This window comes from Arthrobacter sp. TmtSoilC79, from assembly GCF_059739405.1.
On record NZ_AP046051.1, the window covers coordinates 2,419,135 to 2,434,456 of the forward strand.

The window sequence follows — 15,322 nt, forward strand, 5'->3', positions numbered from 1 at the left end:
CATAGGAATGGACAGTAAACTGACAATCCCCGAGCGACCCGTTTCCGATGTTCCGGCAGCACAATTCATCGATCCTGAAGATGGCTTTGTCAAAGTCCGGGGAGCACGCGAAAACAACCTCCGCTCCGTGGACGTCAATGTCCCAAGAGATGCCATCGTCGCCTTCACGGGTGTCTCAGGGTCGGGAAAATCCTCCCTCGCCTTTGGCACCATCTACGCCGAGGCCCAGCGCCGCTACTTCGAATCCGTAGCCCCCTACGCCCGCCGCCTCATCCAACAGGGACACAATCCCAAGGTTGAAGCCATCACGGGGCTCCCGCCCGCCGTCGCGCTTCAACAACGCCGCGGCACGGCTACCGCACGGTCCAGCGTCGGCACAGTGACAACACTGTCCAACTCCCTGCGCATGCTCTTCTCCCGTGCCGGACGGTACCCGGAAGGCACCAGCCAACTGGACTCCGACGCCTTCTCCCCCAACACCACCGCCGGAGCATGCCCCGAATGCCACGGCCTGGGTGTTGCGCACACGGTCAGCGAGTCATCCCTGGTGCCGGATCCCTCGCTGAGCATCCGCGACGGAGCCATAGCCGCGTGGCCTGGCGCATGGCAGGGCAAGAACCTGCGCGACATCCTCACCCACCTGGGCTACGACGTGGACGTACCGTGGAGCAAACTGGCAAAGAAGGACCGGGACTGGATCCTGTTCACCGAAGAGCAGCCCGTGGTGGAAGTGACTCCCCAGAGGGACCGCGTCGCCAAGCCCTACAAAGGCCGCTTCTGGAGCGCCAAAAGCTACGTCCTCCACACCCTTGCAGACTCCAAGAGCACCGCCATGCGGGACCGGGTCCTGCGCTTCATGACAACCGGCCGCTGCCCACGGTGCGACGGCAGCGGACTCAGGCCCGAAGCGCTCGCCGTCACGTTCGCCGGAAAGACGATTGCCGAGTTCAACGCCCTGCCGCTGACCCGGTTGGCGGAGATCATCAGGCCCACCACCGAGCTCACCACGGCCGGGACTGCCTCCCGCACCCAGAGGTCCGGCGAAGGCAACGAGGTAGCCGTGGCCATCACCCGTGACCTGCTCGCCAGGGTTACCGTGCTCCTGGAACTCGGCCTCGGCTACCTGGCGCTGGGACGGGCAACCCCCACCCTCTCCCCCGGCGAAATGCAAAGGCTCAGGATCGCCACGCAACTGCGCTCCGGCCTGTTCGGCGTCATCTACGTCTTGGATGAACCCTCCGCAGGGCTCCACCCCGCTGACGCCGAACCCCTGCTTGAAGTGCTGAACCAGCTCAAGAAGTCCGGGAACTCCGTCTTCGTTGTTGAGCACAACATGAAGTTCGTCCAGGCGGCTGACTGGTTGGTCGACGTCGGACCCCTCGCCGGCGAGGGCGGCGGCCAGGTCCTCTACAGCGGCCCCGTGGACGGTCTGGAACACGTGCACGATTCCGTGACCCGCCCCTTCCTTTTTCCTGAGGAGGACAGATCGGGTGCCGGTGTTCCCCGTCCCTGGGATCGGTCACTCAAGCTTCGAGGCGCAACCCGCCATAACCTCCGCGGACTCGAGGTGGAGTTTCCTTTGGGCGTCCTGACCGCTGTGACCGGCGTTTCCGGTTCGGGCAAGTCCACCCTGGTCAGCCAGGTCCTGGCCGAGGTTGTCAACGCCCGGCTCCATCCGGAATCGGCGGACCACCCTGAATCCACGGAAACTGCAGCCGTGTCCGGGCTCCACCACCTTGACCGCCTGGTCAAGGTGGATCAGAAACCCATCGGCCGCACACCACGATCCAACCTGGCCACCTACACGGGTCTTTTCGATGGGGTCCGGAAGGAATTCGCAGCAACCGACGACGCCCGCGCCCGTGGCTTCGGTGCCGGAAGGTTCTCGTTCAACGTCGCCGGAGGCCGCTGCGAAACCTGCCAGGGAGAAGGGTTTGTGGCCGTTGAATTGCTGTTCCTTCCCGGTAGCTACGGTCCCTGCCCCGAGTGTGAGGGCACCCGCTTCAACCCGGACACCCTGGAAGTGACGTACCGTGGCCGCAACATCGCCGAGGTCCTAGGCATGACCGTAGCTGCGGCGTCCGGGTTCCTTTCGGACCTGCCCTCCGTCTCGCGAAGCCTGCAGACCCTTCAGGACGTCGGGCTGGGTTACCTCAGGCTCGGGCAGCCTGCCACGGAGCTTTCCGGCGGAGAAGCCCAACGCATCAAACTCGCCACGGAGTTGCAGCGCACCCAGCGCGGCCACACCCTGTACCTGCTGGACGAACCCACCACCGGCCTGCACCCGGCCGATGTCCAGCTGCTCATGAAGCAGCTCCACGGACTTGTTGACGCCGGCAACACCGTGATCGTGGTGGAACACGGCATGGACGTTGTGGCGGCCGCTGATTGGGTGATCGACCTGGGGCCAGGTGGAGGCGACGCCGGTGGCGAGGTGATCGCTACCGGGCCGCCCGCCGTCGTCGCCCGTTCCACCAAAAGCCGTACAGCCCCCTACCTTGCGGCCGCCCTCGCGCAGTAAGTCAGCGCCGCGGAATGTTCCGGAGGTTGCTGCGCGCCATGCTCACGGCCTCGCCTGCTCCCCGGTTCAGGACCACCTTGGACATCGCCGTAGCGAACCCAATGACCTGGGATCCGGAGATTTTCGGTGGAATGGACAGCGCGTTCGGGTCTGTAATGAGTTCCACCAGTGACGGCCCGGGATGCGCAAATGCCTCCCGGTAAGCAGACTCTATGTCCGCCGGGTCCGTAATGCGCACTGCATGGAACCCCAACGCCTTGGCTACCCCGGCGTAGTTGGCATCCGGGACGTCCACGCCAAAATCAGGAAGGCCGTCCACCAGCATCTCCAGTTTCACCATGCCCAGCGTGGAGTTATTGAACACCACCACGTTCACGGGCAACTTGTGCGCGGCAACGGTGATGAGCTCACCAAGCAACATGGACAGGCCACCATCCCCGGATACGGACACGACTTGCCGGCCGGGATAGGCCACCTGCGCACCGATTGCGTGCGGGAGGGCGTTGGCCATGGAACCGTGAAGGAAGGAACCAATCAGCCGCCGCGTGCCCAGCGGGTTGATGTACCGCGCGGTCCAGACGTTGCACATACCGGTATCCGCGGTGAAGATTGCATCCTCTGCTGCAACCTGGTCAAGCAAGGACGCGGCATATTCGGGGTGGATCGGCTGCTTTTTCTCCACCTTCCGCGTGTAGGCCCCCACGGCCTTGTTCATCAGGCGGTCGTGTTTCTTGAGCATCTGATCCAGGAACCGGCGGTTCTTCTTCGCCTGGACCAACGGCAGCAGTGCTGTGAGCGTCGGCAGGACATCGCCGTGTACTGCGATGTCCACGTCTGTCCGCCTACCCAGCCGCTGGGCAGCCCTGTCCACTTGGGCCGTCCGGGTATCGGGCAGGAACTGGTCATACGGGAAGTCGGTGCCCAACAGGATCAGCAGCTCGGCATCTTCAATTCCCTCTGCCGCTGCGCCATAGCCCAGGAGCCCGGTCATGCCAATGTCGAATGGATTCCGGTACTGGACAAAGTCCTTTCCCCGGAGCGAGTGGCCAATGGGGGCATTGATGAGTTCGGCCAGCGCCATGAGTTCGCTGTGGGCGCCTTCGACGCCGGCACCGGCGAAGATGGCCACCTTGCCGGCGTCGTTGATCGCCTGGGCGAGGTCCTGCACGCTGGCCGGATCGGGCACCACGGTGGCGGGCCGGAACGTGGCAGGTGCCGGAGTGGGCACGACGGCTTCGAGGCCGGCGATGTCGCCCGGAAGGGTCACCACTGAGACTCCCCTGAGGGCGATCGCGTTCTGGATGGCGCTGTGCATGACCCGGGGCGCCTGCTCCGCCGTGCTGATCAGTTCCGAATACACCGAGCATTCGGTGAACAACCGGTCAGGATGCGTTTCCTGGAAGAAGCCGCTTCCGATCTGCTTGCTGGGGATATGCGAGGCGATCGCCAACACCGGCGCCCCGGTTCGGTTGGCGTCGTACAGTCCGTTGATCAAGTGCAGGTTTCCCGGTCCGCAGGAACCTGCGCACACGGCAAGCCTGCCGGTCAGTTGCGCCTCGGCAGCGGCGGCGAAGGCGGCCGCCTCCTCATGGCGGACGTGGATCCAGTCAATGCCTCCTTTGGCCGAACCCCCGGTTTGTCGCACAGCGTCCACTATCGGATTGAGGCTGTCACCGACAATTCCGTAGATGCGCTGCACCCCGGCAGCCTGGAGTTGTTCGATGAGCTGGGTGGCAAGTTCCTTGGCCATTGTGTGCAGGCTCCCTGTGTGTGGTGGCGGGCTGACATGGCCAAATATAGTCTGCCTGCCTCTGCGGCTGCTCAATGGCCGCTATGCCGCCAACGGGGTCCCGAAGAGGCGTTCGGCCTTGATCAACAGGTGTCCGGGAACCGAAGCATCGTCTCCGTCGCTTCCGTGGCCGAGGAACACGGCATCACCATTGATGGTGTCCTCCACGGGGATGCCGGCCTCCCGGATCAACACTTCAGCACGGGGGTTCAGCGGCAGGGGGATAAATTTTGCCTCGTCATTCAGGAAAACATGCCACCCCCGGCCGGTAATTGTCTCGACATTCCCCCGCACGAGTTCCTGCCGCAAATCCAGCCCCTGTCCGATATGAACCAATTTAATGGGCAAGGAAATCCCGGCCGGCACAATAAGTGCTGCAATGTTTTGTTTCAAGACTGCACTCTCATTACTCAAAGAGGATGACGTCCGCCGTCATCCTGGACCACCGAAGTCAGGGCGCTGCTGTGGGCAGGGCCTGACGCCTACCCGCAGCAGCATGGCGACCCGGTGGCTACCGCTGGTTTTTTCGCGGCTTGGAAAATATGTTGTCGCTACCGGCTGCTTTAGCCCTCTTTTCGGCCCGCTTCTCCAGGATGGTTTTTCCGGACTTTTTCGCCTTGGCGCTGTTGGGGGATTTTCCCGACAATCCAATCACTCCATTCGTAGGTGCTCTACCATCACCATACCCACTTTAAATATAAATGCCAGTTCTGGAATTGTCGCTCCCACCGCAAAGAACGCGAACCAGTTTTTCTTCAGCTCCTCTGGTTGGGACAGCCGTTCATTGCTAGCGTGACCGCATGAGCCCCTCCACGACCCCGGCGGAGATCCTCGACATTGACGGTGCAGAGGTTCGCGTCTCGAATCCCCACAAGGTAGTTTTTCCCCTACCCGGCGTGACCAAACTCGACCTGGTCAACTACTACCTGGCGGTGGCCGATGGTGCGCTTCGGGGAGCCGCCGGCCGGCCCATGGTACTCAAGCGCTTTCCCAAAGGCATTGACGCCGAGCCGTTCTTCCAGAAGCGCGTTCCGGAAAACCACCCACCGTTCATCGACACGGCCACGCTCCACTACTCCTCGGGAACCTCAGCAGAAGAGACCGTTATCCGGGATGCCGCGGGACTGGCCTGGGTGGTGAACCTCGGCTGCCTCGACCTCAATCCGCATCCTGTCCGTGCTGAGGACCTGGACCACCCTGACGAGCTTCGAGTGGACCTTGACCCCATGCCTGGTGTGGATTGGTCACAGATCGTCGATACCGCATATGTCGCCCAGGACGTCCTCGACGACGTCGGGCTGGTGGGGTGGCCGAAGACGAGCGGGTCCCGGGGGCTCCACATCCTGGTGCGGATTGCTCCCAACTGGTCCTACCGCGAAGTGCGGCTCGCGGCCGAAACCCTCGCCCGGGAAGTAGAAAACCGTGCGCCCGGGCTTGCCACCGCCAGATGGTGGAAGGAGGAGCGGGGTGAAAGTGTGTTCGTGGACTTCAACCAGAACGCCAAGGACCGCACTGTGGCTTCGGCCTACTCCGTCCGCTCACTTCCCGATGCCCGCGTCTCGACACCTCTGACCTGGGCTGAAGTACGCTCCATCCGACCGGAGGAGTTCACCGTGCTCACTGTCCCGGACCGCTATGCCGGGATGGGTGATCCGCACGCCGGCATCGACCACGCCGTGGGCTCCCTGGACGCACTGCTGGCGTTGGCTGCTGAACTGGGGCCGGCCGAGAAAGCTCCCCGGGCAGGAGACGGATCCGGCCGCCGGATGTCCGCCATGCCGCTCATCGAGGTGGCTCGCACCAAGACCAAACCCGAGGCCATCGCTGCGTTTGAGGAGTGGAAAGGACGGCATCCCGGCGTCGTCTCCGCGTTGCACCCTGCCGATGTCCTGATTGACGGCATGAGGGGGTCCAGTTCGCTCTGGTACCGGGTTCGGGTGAACCTGCAGCATGTTCCGGAAAATGAGCGGCCACCGCAAGAGGAACTCCTCGCCGACAACGATCCGTGGGCGGGCAAGGAATGGCCGGGACGGCACGGATCCTGACATGCAAGACCTGTCCGGGTCCCTGGTGCTCATTGCAGCGTTGGCAGTTGCGGCCCCCATTGCCGTCCGACTGCTTGATCCCGTGGTCAAGGTGCCGATCGTGGTGTTCGAAATTGTCCTGGGGATCCTCTTGGGCCCGAGCTTGCTTGGATGGATCGACTCCACGACCTTCACCGACACCTTGGCCGATTTCGGGCTGGCCATGCTGTTTTTCGTCGCGGGAAATGAAATCGACTTCACGGCCATCCGCGGACGTCCCATCAGGCGCGCTTCGGCAGGCTGGCTGATCTCTTTGGCTGCCGGAATCGGCGCAGGCTTTGTTCTGGCTCCGGCCCCGGAGTCGGCTGTCATCATCGGAGTCGCCTTGTGCTCCACAGCGTTGGGAACCCTGCTGCCCATCATCCGTGATGCCGGTGAATCCACGTCACCCACAGGCACGGCCGTTGCTGCCCTGGGCGCTGTCGGGGAGTTCGGTCCGCTCATCGCGATTTCGCTTTTCTTCACCGGGAAGCAGGTGGGAACGGCATCTGCGGTGTTGCTGGGGTTCGTGCTCCTGACCTGCGTGGCCATTTTCTTCGCTTCCAAGGCGCAGCACACTGTCCTGCACGCGCAAATTACCCGAACCCTCCACACCAGCAGCCAATTCGCCATGCGCTCCATCATGCTGGTCCTTAGCTCGCTGGTTGTGCTGAGCATGGTCCTGGGGCTGGACATGCTGTTGGGCGCTTTCGCCGCCGGCGTTCTTTGGCAGGTGACCATCGCGCGGGCTCCCGAAGAGGATCGAAAAGTCATTGAAACGAAAATCGACGCGGTCGCCTTCGGTTTCCTGGTGCCTGTTTTCTTCATCGATACCGGGATCGATTTTGATCTCGGCGCCTTGACGTCCAGCCCCGGCACGCTGGTCCTGGTTCCGCTGTTCCTGGTCCTCCTGCTGGTCATTCGCGGGCTCCCGTCCCTGCTCGCTGCTCCCCGCGGCTCCATCAGGGCGGCCAAACGGGCACTCCTCCTGTTTGGGGCGACGGGCCTGCCGATCATCGTGGCCGTGACCACTATTGGCCGTGAGCACGGGTTCATTACCAGCGGCTTCTCCTCCGCCCTGGTGGGCGCCGGGATGCTTTCGGTCCTGCTGTTCCCGTTGCTGGCTTTGCGGGAACTCCAACGCAAGGGCGCGACTTCCACGCCAGCCGTTGGGCCCGAGGACAAAGATCCGGCACCAACGCGACAGACGCACGACGGCGACCTCCCGCCGTCGGGCGCTTCCGGCCAGTGACCGTAGCGGCTGGCTGCCGGTATCCATTGCAGGCTTTGCGCACAGGGGTCGTCATGCTTAGGGTTGATTCATAAGCTTCCTTAGCTTTATTGACGCTGTATCAACTACACGCCATCCGTCGGACATCAGGAGGACCACCATGACTGACCAGTACACGTTCCGGAACCCTGTCACCGCCTATGAGCAGATTTCCCCGCCCAAACAGCACCAGCCCGAGCCGGGCCTGGATGCAGAGCTGACACCGAAAGCGGACCTTGGCGAAGAAACCTACCGTGGAACAGGGCGGCTGGAGGGCCGCAAGGCAATCGTCACGGGAGCGGACTCAGGCATCGGCGCGGCGACGGCCATTGCCTTCGCGAGGGAGGGTGCAGACGTGGTGCTCTCCTACCTGCCCGAAGAAGAAGAGGACGCAAGCAGGATCGCCGGCATTATCGAAGCCGCGGGCAGCAAGGCCGTCAAGGTCCCCGGCGACCTGAAGGATTCCGCCACATGCCAGGAAGTAGTCGATACCGCCGTGGCCGTCCTGGGCGGGGTGGACATCCTGGTGAACAACGCCGGAAAGCAAGTGGCGCAGGAAGAGCTCGCCGACATTACCGACGAACAGTTCGACCACACCCAGAAGACCAACGTGTATGCAATGTTCTGGCTGACCAAGGCCGCACTTCCCCACCTGCCGGCCGGTTCCACCATCATCAACACCACCTCGATCCAGGCCTACAACCCCTCGCCCACCCTGGTGGACTATGCCACCACCAAGGCAAGCATCAATAACTTCACCAAAGGCCTGGCCCAGCAGCTTGCCCCCAAGGGCATCCGCGTCAACGCTGTGGCCCCGGGTCCCATTTGGACACCGCTTCAGGTCAGCAGCGGCCAGCCCAAGGAAGCCTTGCCGGAGTTCGGCCAGTCCACTCCCCTGGGCCGCGCCGGCCAGCCGGCAGAGCTCGCACCGGCCTATGTGTTCCTGGCCTCGCCCGAATCAAGTTATGTGGTGGGCGAGACTTTGAACGTCAACGGTGGAAGTCCGACGCCGTAGCCCTAAACTACGCGGTGCCGTGGTGGGAACGGACTCCTCAGGCCCGGCCTTTGAGGATCATGTGCCAGTAGACCTTGGGGAACATGATGCGGTCCACCCACCACGACAACCGGCTTTCCTTCCACGTGGGCACCCGGGGAATGGTGGGCATCGGGCGGTACCGGTGATCGAACTCGGCGAAGACCACCGTGGTGCGGGAGACGGTGAAGGGGCACACTGAATAGCCGTTGTATTTCATCACCGGCGGTTTTCCACGGCGCGCGGCAACCAGGTTCCTGGCCAGCACCTTGGTCTGCTTCCGCAGCGCGCCGCCGGCCTTGGAATTGGTGGTGGCTGCGGCGTCGCCGAGGGACCAAATATTAGCGAAGCGGACGTGGCGCAACGTCTCGGTATCGACTTCGACAAATCCGTCCTGCCGGCCGAATCCATCCTGCCGGTTCAGTCCGTCCTGGCGGCCAGGGGCCGGCAGGTCCGTTGCCGCGAGCCAGTCCGGCGCCGACTGGGGCGGCACGGCATTTAGGACGTCGTAGGCCAGGTCCTCTGTTGTGCCGGTGACGATGTTGCGGAGGGTTGCCTGCCTCCCTACGGGATCCACAGCCACCAATTCGCTGTTTGTCCGCAGTTCAATGCCGTACCCGGCGATGATCCGTTCAAGCTCCCTGTCTACCTCGGGCACGCCGAACACTGTGGGATAGGGCTGCACCATCACTACCCGGATATTGTCCAGAACGCCCTGTTCACGCCAGTAGTCACAGGCCAGGTACATCGGCTTCTGACTGGCACCCCCACATTTGATGGGCCCTGATGGCATGGTGAAAATTACGGTGCCGGACCGCACGCTGCGCAGAAGGGACCAGGCTTTCGGAGCGAGCTCGAACTCATAATGCGACGCGCCGTACGGGGAATGGACAGCCTCCGCCAGGCCTGGCACAGCATCCCACTGGTACTGAAGCCCTGGACAGACAACCAGGTGCTGGTAGCTTACGGTTCTGCCCGTTGCCAGCAACACTGCGTTGGCGGTGGTGTCTACATCCACAGCTTTGTCCTTGATCCAGGCAACTCCCTTGGGCGTCACGGATGACTGGCTGCGGATGGCCTCCTTGACCTCAGCCCTGCCACCGGCAATATGGGAGAACAGCGGCTGATAGAGGTGATGGTCCTTGGGCTCAATGAGGGCGATATCCTTGACCCCGTAGCGCCTTAGGCGTGCCGCCAGCGATACCCCAGCATTACCTCCGCCGATGATGACTACATCATGGTGGTTGGACATGGCCTACTTCTTCTCGGTAAGCGCTGAGCCTTTGTGCGCCGCCCGTGCACCCGTTTTTTCGGATTCAACCACGTACTGCGGATCTTCTTCGGAGGCCCGATGGGTATTGCCGTCAAGCTCGAAGTCGCTGGTCTTCTTTTCCAGGATCTTTCCGTGCGTCTTTCCTTGGGAGGTATTCCACTCCACGTGGGTTCCCTTGCTCAGTGCCATGTCCGCTCCAATGTGTGCTCTGCAGCTCTGACATCACGCGCCGCCCCACAATAGTAAGCATGATGATCTTTTTGCGGAACCCAGGCATCCGTTCACGCGGTGTTTGAGTTGGCGCTTGCTCCCTGCCCGTGCAGGGCTGTCCTCATCTTTTTCAGATGCAATCCCCTGCAGGGAATCGCTGCCGAGACCAAGTCTTTGCTGTGCTGGTGCTGGGGGTCAGTGAAGAACTTGTCTGTGTCCGTCAGCTCCACCAACCGCCCTTGGTAGAGGACGGCTACGCGTTGGCACATGTGGCGGACCACGTCCATGTCGTGGGTGATCATCATCAGGGAGAGTCCCCGTTCGCGGTGCAGGCGTTGCAGCAGATCAAGGATGGTTCTCTGTGTCAGGGCATCCAGGGCAGAGGTTGCTTCGTCGCAAATGAGCACCTCGGGCTCCAGCAGGAGTGCCCTGGCGATGGTGACCCGCTGCAACTGGCCTCCGGAGCATTGGCCGGGGCGCCTGTCCAGCAGCGCGGGGTCCAATTCCACCTCGGTCATGGCATCGTTCAGCCGCTGCGTTTTCAAGCCCGCTGAAAGTTCCCGCGGTAAAGGTGCTTCCAAGCTGGCGCGGAGCGTCATACGTGGGTCGAAGGCGTCGTGAGGTTCCTGGAACACCAGTTGGACGGCAGTGTTATCCGTAAGGCGGCCTGCCGACAGAGCCCGGGTGATGCTGCCGCTGCTGATTCCTTCAAGACCGACGATGGCCCGGGCGAGGGTGCTTTTCCCCGATCCCGACTGGCCGAGCACCCCGAGGATCTCGCCCTTGTTCAGTTCAAGGGAAACAGCATCCAGCGCTGGAGCGCGGCCCCGCCTGCTTCGTCCGAAGTTCTTCACCACGCCGTTCAGGGTGAGGACAGCGGGCCCCGGCTTCGGCTGCTTCACAGTCCCTGACGGCAGGAGGTTCGAGGCTTCGAGGAGCCTCTGCGTGTAGGGAGTCTTCGGACTTCCCAACACTTCTTCGGTAGTGCCGGACTCAACGATCTTCCCTGCGTCCATCACCAACACACGGTCTGCGAAGGCCGCAACGGAAGCAAGGTTGTGGGTGATGTAGAGGATTCCCAGTCCGCGCTGGCTCCGTTCGCGGTCCAGCAGCTGCAGGATCTGGCGTTCCAGGACCTTGTCCAGCGCGGACGTCGGCTCGTCGGCAAGCAGGATCCCAGGCTGGCCCGCCAAGGCCATGGCTGTCATTGCACGCTGGGCCATGCCACCGGAAAGTTGATGCGGGTAGGACCTGGCGCCCCACTGCGGATTCTCGAATCCCACTTCACCCAACAGTTCCAGCACCTTGGCGTCCGCAGCTTTACCGCGCAGGCCTGAATGGAGACGGAGTGGTTCCCTGAGATGGGCGCGGATGGTCTTATTGGGGTTGAACATCTTCTTGGGCTGTTGGAACAGCATCCCCAGCCGGCCACCCCGGATGCGGTTCAGTTCACCTTCAGGGGCACAGGTCACGTCGACGGAGCCCACATGGATGGACCCCGAAGCAATCCGCAACTGCTCCGGCAGCAACTGCAGGACGGACCGGGCAGTCATGGTCTTGCCCGACCCCGAACCGCCCACGAGCGCTACAAACTCGCCGGGGTGTACTGCAAGGCTGACATCGGAAAGAACAGGCCGCCCGCCGCCTGCTCCCACCACCGTCAGGTCCTTGATCACCAGTTCAGGCATGTTGACCCTCCACCACCAGGACATCCACCGGATCGGCTGCCCGCCGTGATGTCCGCTGACCGATCAGCGTGACACAAAGGGCAACCAGGAAGATGGTGAGTCCCGGAGCAACAATCCCCCACGGCGCCCGCTCCGCGTATGGCTGGGCCGCTGCCACCATGGAACCCCAGTCCGATTGCGGCGGCTGAACGCCCAGGCCGAGGTAGGACAGGGCTCCCACGCTGATCAGGAGCTGCCCGAAACGCAGTGTCGCCTGCCCCAGCATGGGGGCGGCGAGGTGCGGGATGATGTGGCGGAACACAATGAACGACGGCGAACAGCCCACCACACGCGCTGCTTCGACGAAGCCGCGCGCAGAGACGTCGTAGGCCAATGTCCGCGCCAGGCGGGCAAAGGGCGTCCACCCTGTCACCGTCAACGCGACCAGCAGCGACGTAAATCCGGTGCCCATGGCAGCAACGATGAACAATGCCACCACCATCTCCGGCAGCGCCAACAAAACGTCATTGGTACGGGTGAACAGTTCATCTACCCAACCCTTCCGCCGGGCGCTGAGCACACCGATCCCCAACCCGATGATCCCCGTCAGGAGGGTAGCCAGTGCCGCCACCACCAGGGAGAACCGACCGCCGTCGAGCAAGCGGCTCAGCGTATCCCGCCCGAGGTGGTCTGTCCCCAGCCAGTGTGTGGCACTGGGCGGCGCAAGCCGCACAGCGAGGTTCTGGTCCTCCGGAGGAAAAGGCGCCAACCACGGCGCAGCCGCCACGGCGGCGACTATCAGGACAAGAATAACGACGGCGGCGCCGTCGAGCACTGACCGTTTACGCAAGGGCGCCACTCACCTTTGGACTCAGAATCCGGTGCAGGAAGTCCGCCAGAGTGGTGATGGCAACGGCCAACGCCACCACAACCACCACGCCTCCCTGCGCCAGGGGGATGTCACTATTGACCACGGCGTCGTAGAGGAGCCGTCCCATGCCAGGGATTGCGAAGATTACCTCCACAATCACCGACCCTCCCAGCAGCCCCGCGAACCACACCGCGAACAAAGTGGACAAGGGAACCAGTCCGTTGGGAATCACATGCTGCAGGACCGTCTGCACGTGGCTGAGCCCCCGGGCCCGGGCCGCCTGGATGTGTTCGGCTTCCAGGGCATCGATCATGCCCGAGCGGACTGCTGACGTGAAGAAGCTGATAGGGCGCAGGGCCAGCGTCGCGGCGGGCAGGACGATGGAGGACGCCGTGTTCCACCCTGCCGAAGGGAGCCAGGCAAGCCTCAGTGCAAAGACCAGCACCAGCAGGGGTGCCAGCCAGTATTCCGGCATGGCAATGAAAGACTGCGTGACCGTAGTGATGAGTTTGTCGGTTTTGCTGCCTTGCTTCAGAGCCGCCACGATCCCCAACGGCAGGGACACCACTAAAGCTGCGCCCAAGGCCACCAGGACAAGGCTGACGGTGATCCCCAAAGCAGGCATCACTTGATCGATCACCGGTGTCCGGCTGATGTGGGACAACCCCATGTCACCGGTGAAGAAATCACCCAGCCACCGGAGATATTGGGCGGGAAGGGGATCGTTCAATCCCAGGCTGTCCGCCAGTGCATGGACCGTTGCCTCATCAACGACATCTCCTGCCACCCTGGAACGGATGATTTTCCTGACAGGATCGCCCGGAGTCACATACGGAATCAGGAAGACGGCGAAAGACGACAGCAGGACGGCGACCACCAGGGTCGCCGTCCGCCTCGCAAGGAAGGTGATCATACGCTTCTAGCTTGTCCCGGCCCGTTGCTAGGAGCCGGCCTTGGCCGTCTGCGCAGTCAGGACATACCGGGACAGCGGATCCTGGGCGTAGGACAGGACGTTGCTGCGGACAGCGTCCGTGGCTTGTTCATTGACGAGCCAGAGGTTCACGGCTTGGTCGTTAAGGAGTTGACCGGCTTTGGCATACAGCTTGTACCGTTCCTCGGTGTTGGAGGTCTTGGCTGCTTCGGCGATGATGGCGTCGTAGTCCTCGTTGCAGAAGTGGCTCAGGTTGTACGTCCCCTTGCAGGTGTAATCGGCCGTAAGGAAGCCAATGGGATCTGCGATGTCGATGAGCCGGTTGCGCTGGCTCAGGATCATGTCATAGTTACCGGCCAGGACGTCCGGTTCGGCCGAGGCGTATTCCTTGGCCTGGATGGTCACCGGTACACCGATGTCCTTGAGGTTGTCCTGGATCACTGTTGCTACGTCGGCGAACTCTGCCCGCTCCACAATGGCGATGATCTCCAGCGGTTTGTCCGCGGTGTAACCGGCATCGGCCAGGAGTTTCTTCGCTTCGTCCAGGTTCTGCTTGGGCGCCTTGGCTTCGCTGGACGCCCAGGGCTCGGAGGGCGCGAAAGGACCGGTGGCAGGCAGCGCCGCGCCTTCGTAGACGCTGGCTGCCAAAGCTTCCAGGTCCAATGCGGACCGGAGTGCCTTGCGGAAATCGACGTTGTTGAAAGGTGCCCGGCCGTTGTTCATGTACAAGGTGGCCGTGCGGGGCGAATCTGCCTTCAGGACCGAAACATCAGGTGCGCTTTCAAGGGTGGACAGCGCAGAGGCCGGGATGGATAGGGAAATGTCCGCTTCGCCGGTCTGTACTTGGGCCGCACGGGTAGCTCCGTTGGTGATGAAGCGGACCTCGGCGCCCGCCAATTGCACCTTTCCGCCCCAGTAGTTCTCGTTGCGGTCAAGCGTCAAGGACTGCTTTGCCTTTTCCGATACCGGCGTGAACGGGCCGGTGCAGTGACCGAAGGGATCAATCGTGCCACCTGCGTAGGCGGCAGGGGCGAGAATGCCGGTGTTGACGCTCGCCAGGCGGAACGGCACCAGTGGGTTCTCCGCCGGGGTGGTCACGCGAACGGTTTTGGCGTCCGTGGCCTGGACGGCAGTGACAATGGCCGGGCTGAACGCCCGGGCAGGGACTTTGGCCTTCAGGACGGAGTTCAGCGAGGCGGCGACCGCCTCCGCCGTGAGATCGGTGCCGTCCTGGAACTTCACGCCTTCGCGGATGGTGAAGTCCCACTCCAGGGGTGAGACCTGCTTCCACTCAGTGGCAAGGAACGGGACCACTTTGCCCTGGGCGGAGTCGTACTTGGTCAAGGTTTCCAGGCAGCCGGACAGCGAGAGGATGTACGCGGCGTCGGACTCCAACGCCCAGTTGGCCACTGGCGCGCGGAAGTTGTCCACGACGATGCGCTGGTTGGTATCGGCAACCTTTTCGGTGGTAGCTGTCTGTCCACCGCTGAGACCACAACCGGTCAGGGCGAGAAGTGCAGCGACCCCAAGGGCTGCTGTGGAAAGGCTGAGTGTGCGCAAAGGAACCGCCTGCGATGTATGCCCGGAACGGGAGGGCATGGGGAAGTAGAGACTATTTAGGTTAGCCTTACCTCCCACGCAACACCAAAAACGGCCGGCTTCGCAGGCGCGTCATAATGTGCCCGACATCACCC

12 protein-coding genes are annotated in these 15,322 nt (G+C 62.8%); 4 read left to right on the forward strand and 8 right to left on the reverse strand.

Annotated elements, in window-relative coordinates:
• Positions 1-7: 7 nt before the first annotated feature.
• Complete coding sequence (gene uvrA / locus AC6JA3_RS11215) at positions 8-2,521, forward strand: excinuclease ABC subunit UvrA (protein ID WP_347783418.1); 2,514 nt, start codon at positions 8-10, stop codon at positions 2,519-2,521.
• 1 nt (position 2,522) lies between these two features.
• Here the strand turns inward: uvrA and AC6JA3_RS11220 are convergent, their stop codons facing one another.
• Together AC6JA3_RS11220 and AC6JA3_RS11225 are read right to left on the reverse strand one after the other, a co-directional pair.
• The gene (locus tag AC6JA3_RS11220; protein ID WP_347783419.1) at positions 2,523-4,271 is read right to left on the reverse strand and encodes a pyruvate dehydrogenase; all 1,749 of its coding nucleotides are present in this window, start codon (positions 4,269-4,271) and stop codon (positions 2,523-2,525) included.
• An 81-nt stretch (positions 4,272-4,352) separates the two neighbouring features.
• The gene (locus AC6JA3_RS11225) at positions 4,353-4,703 is read right to left on the reverse strand and encodes a DUF3846 domain-containing protein (protein ID WP_347783420.1); all 351 of its coding nucleotides are present in this window, start codon (positions 4,701-4,703) and stop codon (positions 4,353-4,355) included.
• A gap of 407 nt (positions 4,704-5,110) precedes the next feature.
• On the opposite strand from AC6JA3_RS11225, the gene ligD reads away from it, so the two are divergent.
• The 3 genes from ligD to AC6JA3_RS11240 all read left to right on the forward strand — a co-directional run bounded on the left by ligD (position 5,111) and on the right by AC6JA3_RS11240 (position 8,658).
• Positions 5,111-6,355 carry a non-homologous end-joining DNA ligase gene (ligD, locus tag AC6JA3_RS11230; protein WP_347783421.1) on the forward strand — a complete coding sequence of 415 codons (1,245 nt, stop codon included), beginning with the start codon at positions 5,111-5,113 and terminating at the stop codon, positions 6,353-6,355.
• A 1-nt stretch (position 6,356) separates the two neighbouring features.
• Positions 6,357-7,625, forward strand: coding sequence for a cation:proton antiporter (locus AC6JA3_RS11235; protein WP_347783422.1), 1,269 nt, complete (start codon positions 6,357-6,359; stop codon positions 7,623-7,625).
• 139 nt (positions 7,626-7,764) lie between these two features.
• Positions 7,765-8,658: a glucose 1-dehydrogenase gene (locus AC6JA3_RS11240; protein ID WP_347783423.1), complete on the forward strand. Its 894-nt coding sequence runs from the start codon at positions 7,765-7,767 to the stop codon at positions 8,656-8,658.
• Positions 8,659-8,695: 37 nt separating this feature from the next.
• Here the strand turns inward: AC6JA3_RS11240 and AC6JA3_RS11245 are convergent, their stop codons facing one another.
• The 6 genes from AC6JA3_RS11245 to AC6JA3_RS11270 all read right to left on the reverse strand — a co-directional run bounded on the left by AC6JA3_RS11245 (position 8,696) and on the right by AC6JA3_RS11270 (position 15,227).
• Positions 8,696-9,928 carry an NAD(P)/FAD-dependent oxidoreductase gene (locus tag AC6JA3_RS11245; RefSeq protein WP_347783424.1) on the reverse strand — a complete coding sequence of 411 codons (1,233 nt, stop codon included), beginning with the start codon at positions 9,926-9,928 and terminating at the stop codon, positions 8,696-8,698.
• A gap of 3 nt (positions 9,929-9,931) precedes the next feature.
• Positions 9,932-10,138, reverse strand: a complete 207-nt coding sequence (locus AC6JA3_RS11250) for a hypervirulence associated TUDOR domain-containing protein (protein WP_026540547.1) — start codon at positions 10,136-10,138, stop codon at positions 9,932-9,934.
• A 92-nt stretch (positions 10,139-10,230) separates the two neighbouring features.
• Positions 10,231-11,847, reverse strand: coding sequence for an ATP-binding cassette domain-containing protein (locus AC6JA3_RS11255; RefSeq protein WP_497920130.1), 1,617 nt, complete (start codon positions 11,845-11,847; stop codon positions 10,231-10,233).
• A complete protein-coding gene (locus AC6JA3_RS11260; protein ID WP_223945382.1) occupies positions 11,840-12,685 on the reverse strand; it encodes an ABC transporter permease in 846 nt (281 codons plus the stop codon). Before AC6JA3_RS11260 ends, AC6JA3_RS11255 begins: the two co-directional genes overlap by 8 nt.
• Complete coding sequence (locus tag AC6JA3_RS11265; RefSeq protein WP_026540545.1) at positions 12,669-13,610, reverse strand: ABC transporter permease; 942 nt, start codon at positions 13,608-13,610, stop codon at positions 12,669-12,671. The genes AC6JA3_RS11260 and AC6JA3_RS11265 overlap by 17 nt, the downstream gene beginning before the upstream one ends.
• A gap of 27 nt (positions 13,611-13,637) precedes the next feature.
• On the reverse strand, positions 13,638-15,227 hold the full coding sequence (locus AC6JA3_RS11270; RefSeq protein ID WP_347783426.1) for an ABC transporter substrate-binding protein: 1,590 nt from the start codon (positions 15,225-15,227) through the stop codon (positions 13,638-13,640).
• Between the last annotated feature and the right edge of the window lie 95 nt (positions 15,228-15,322).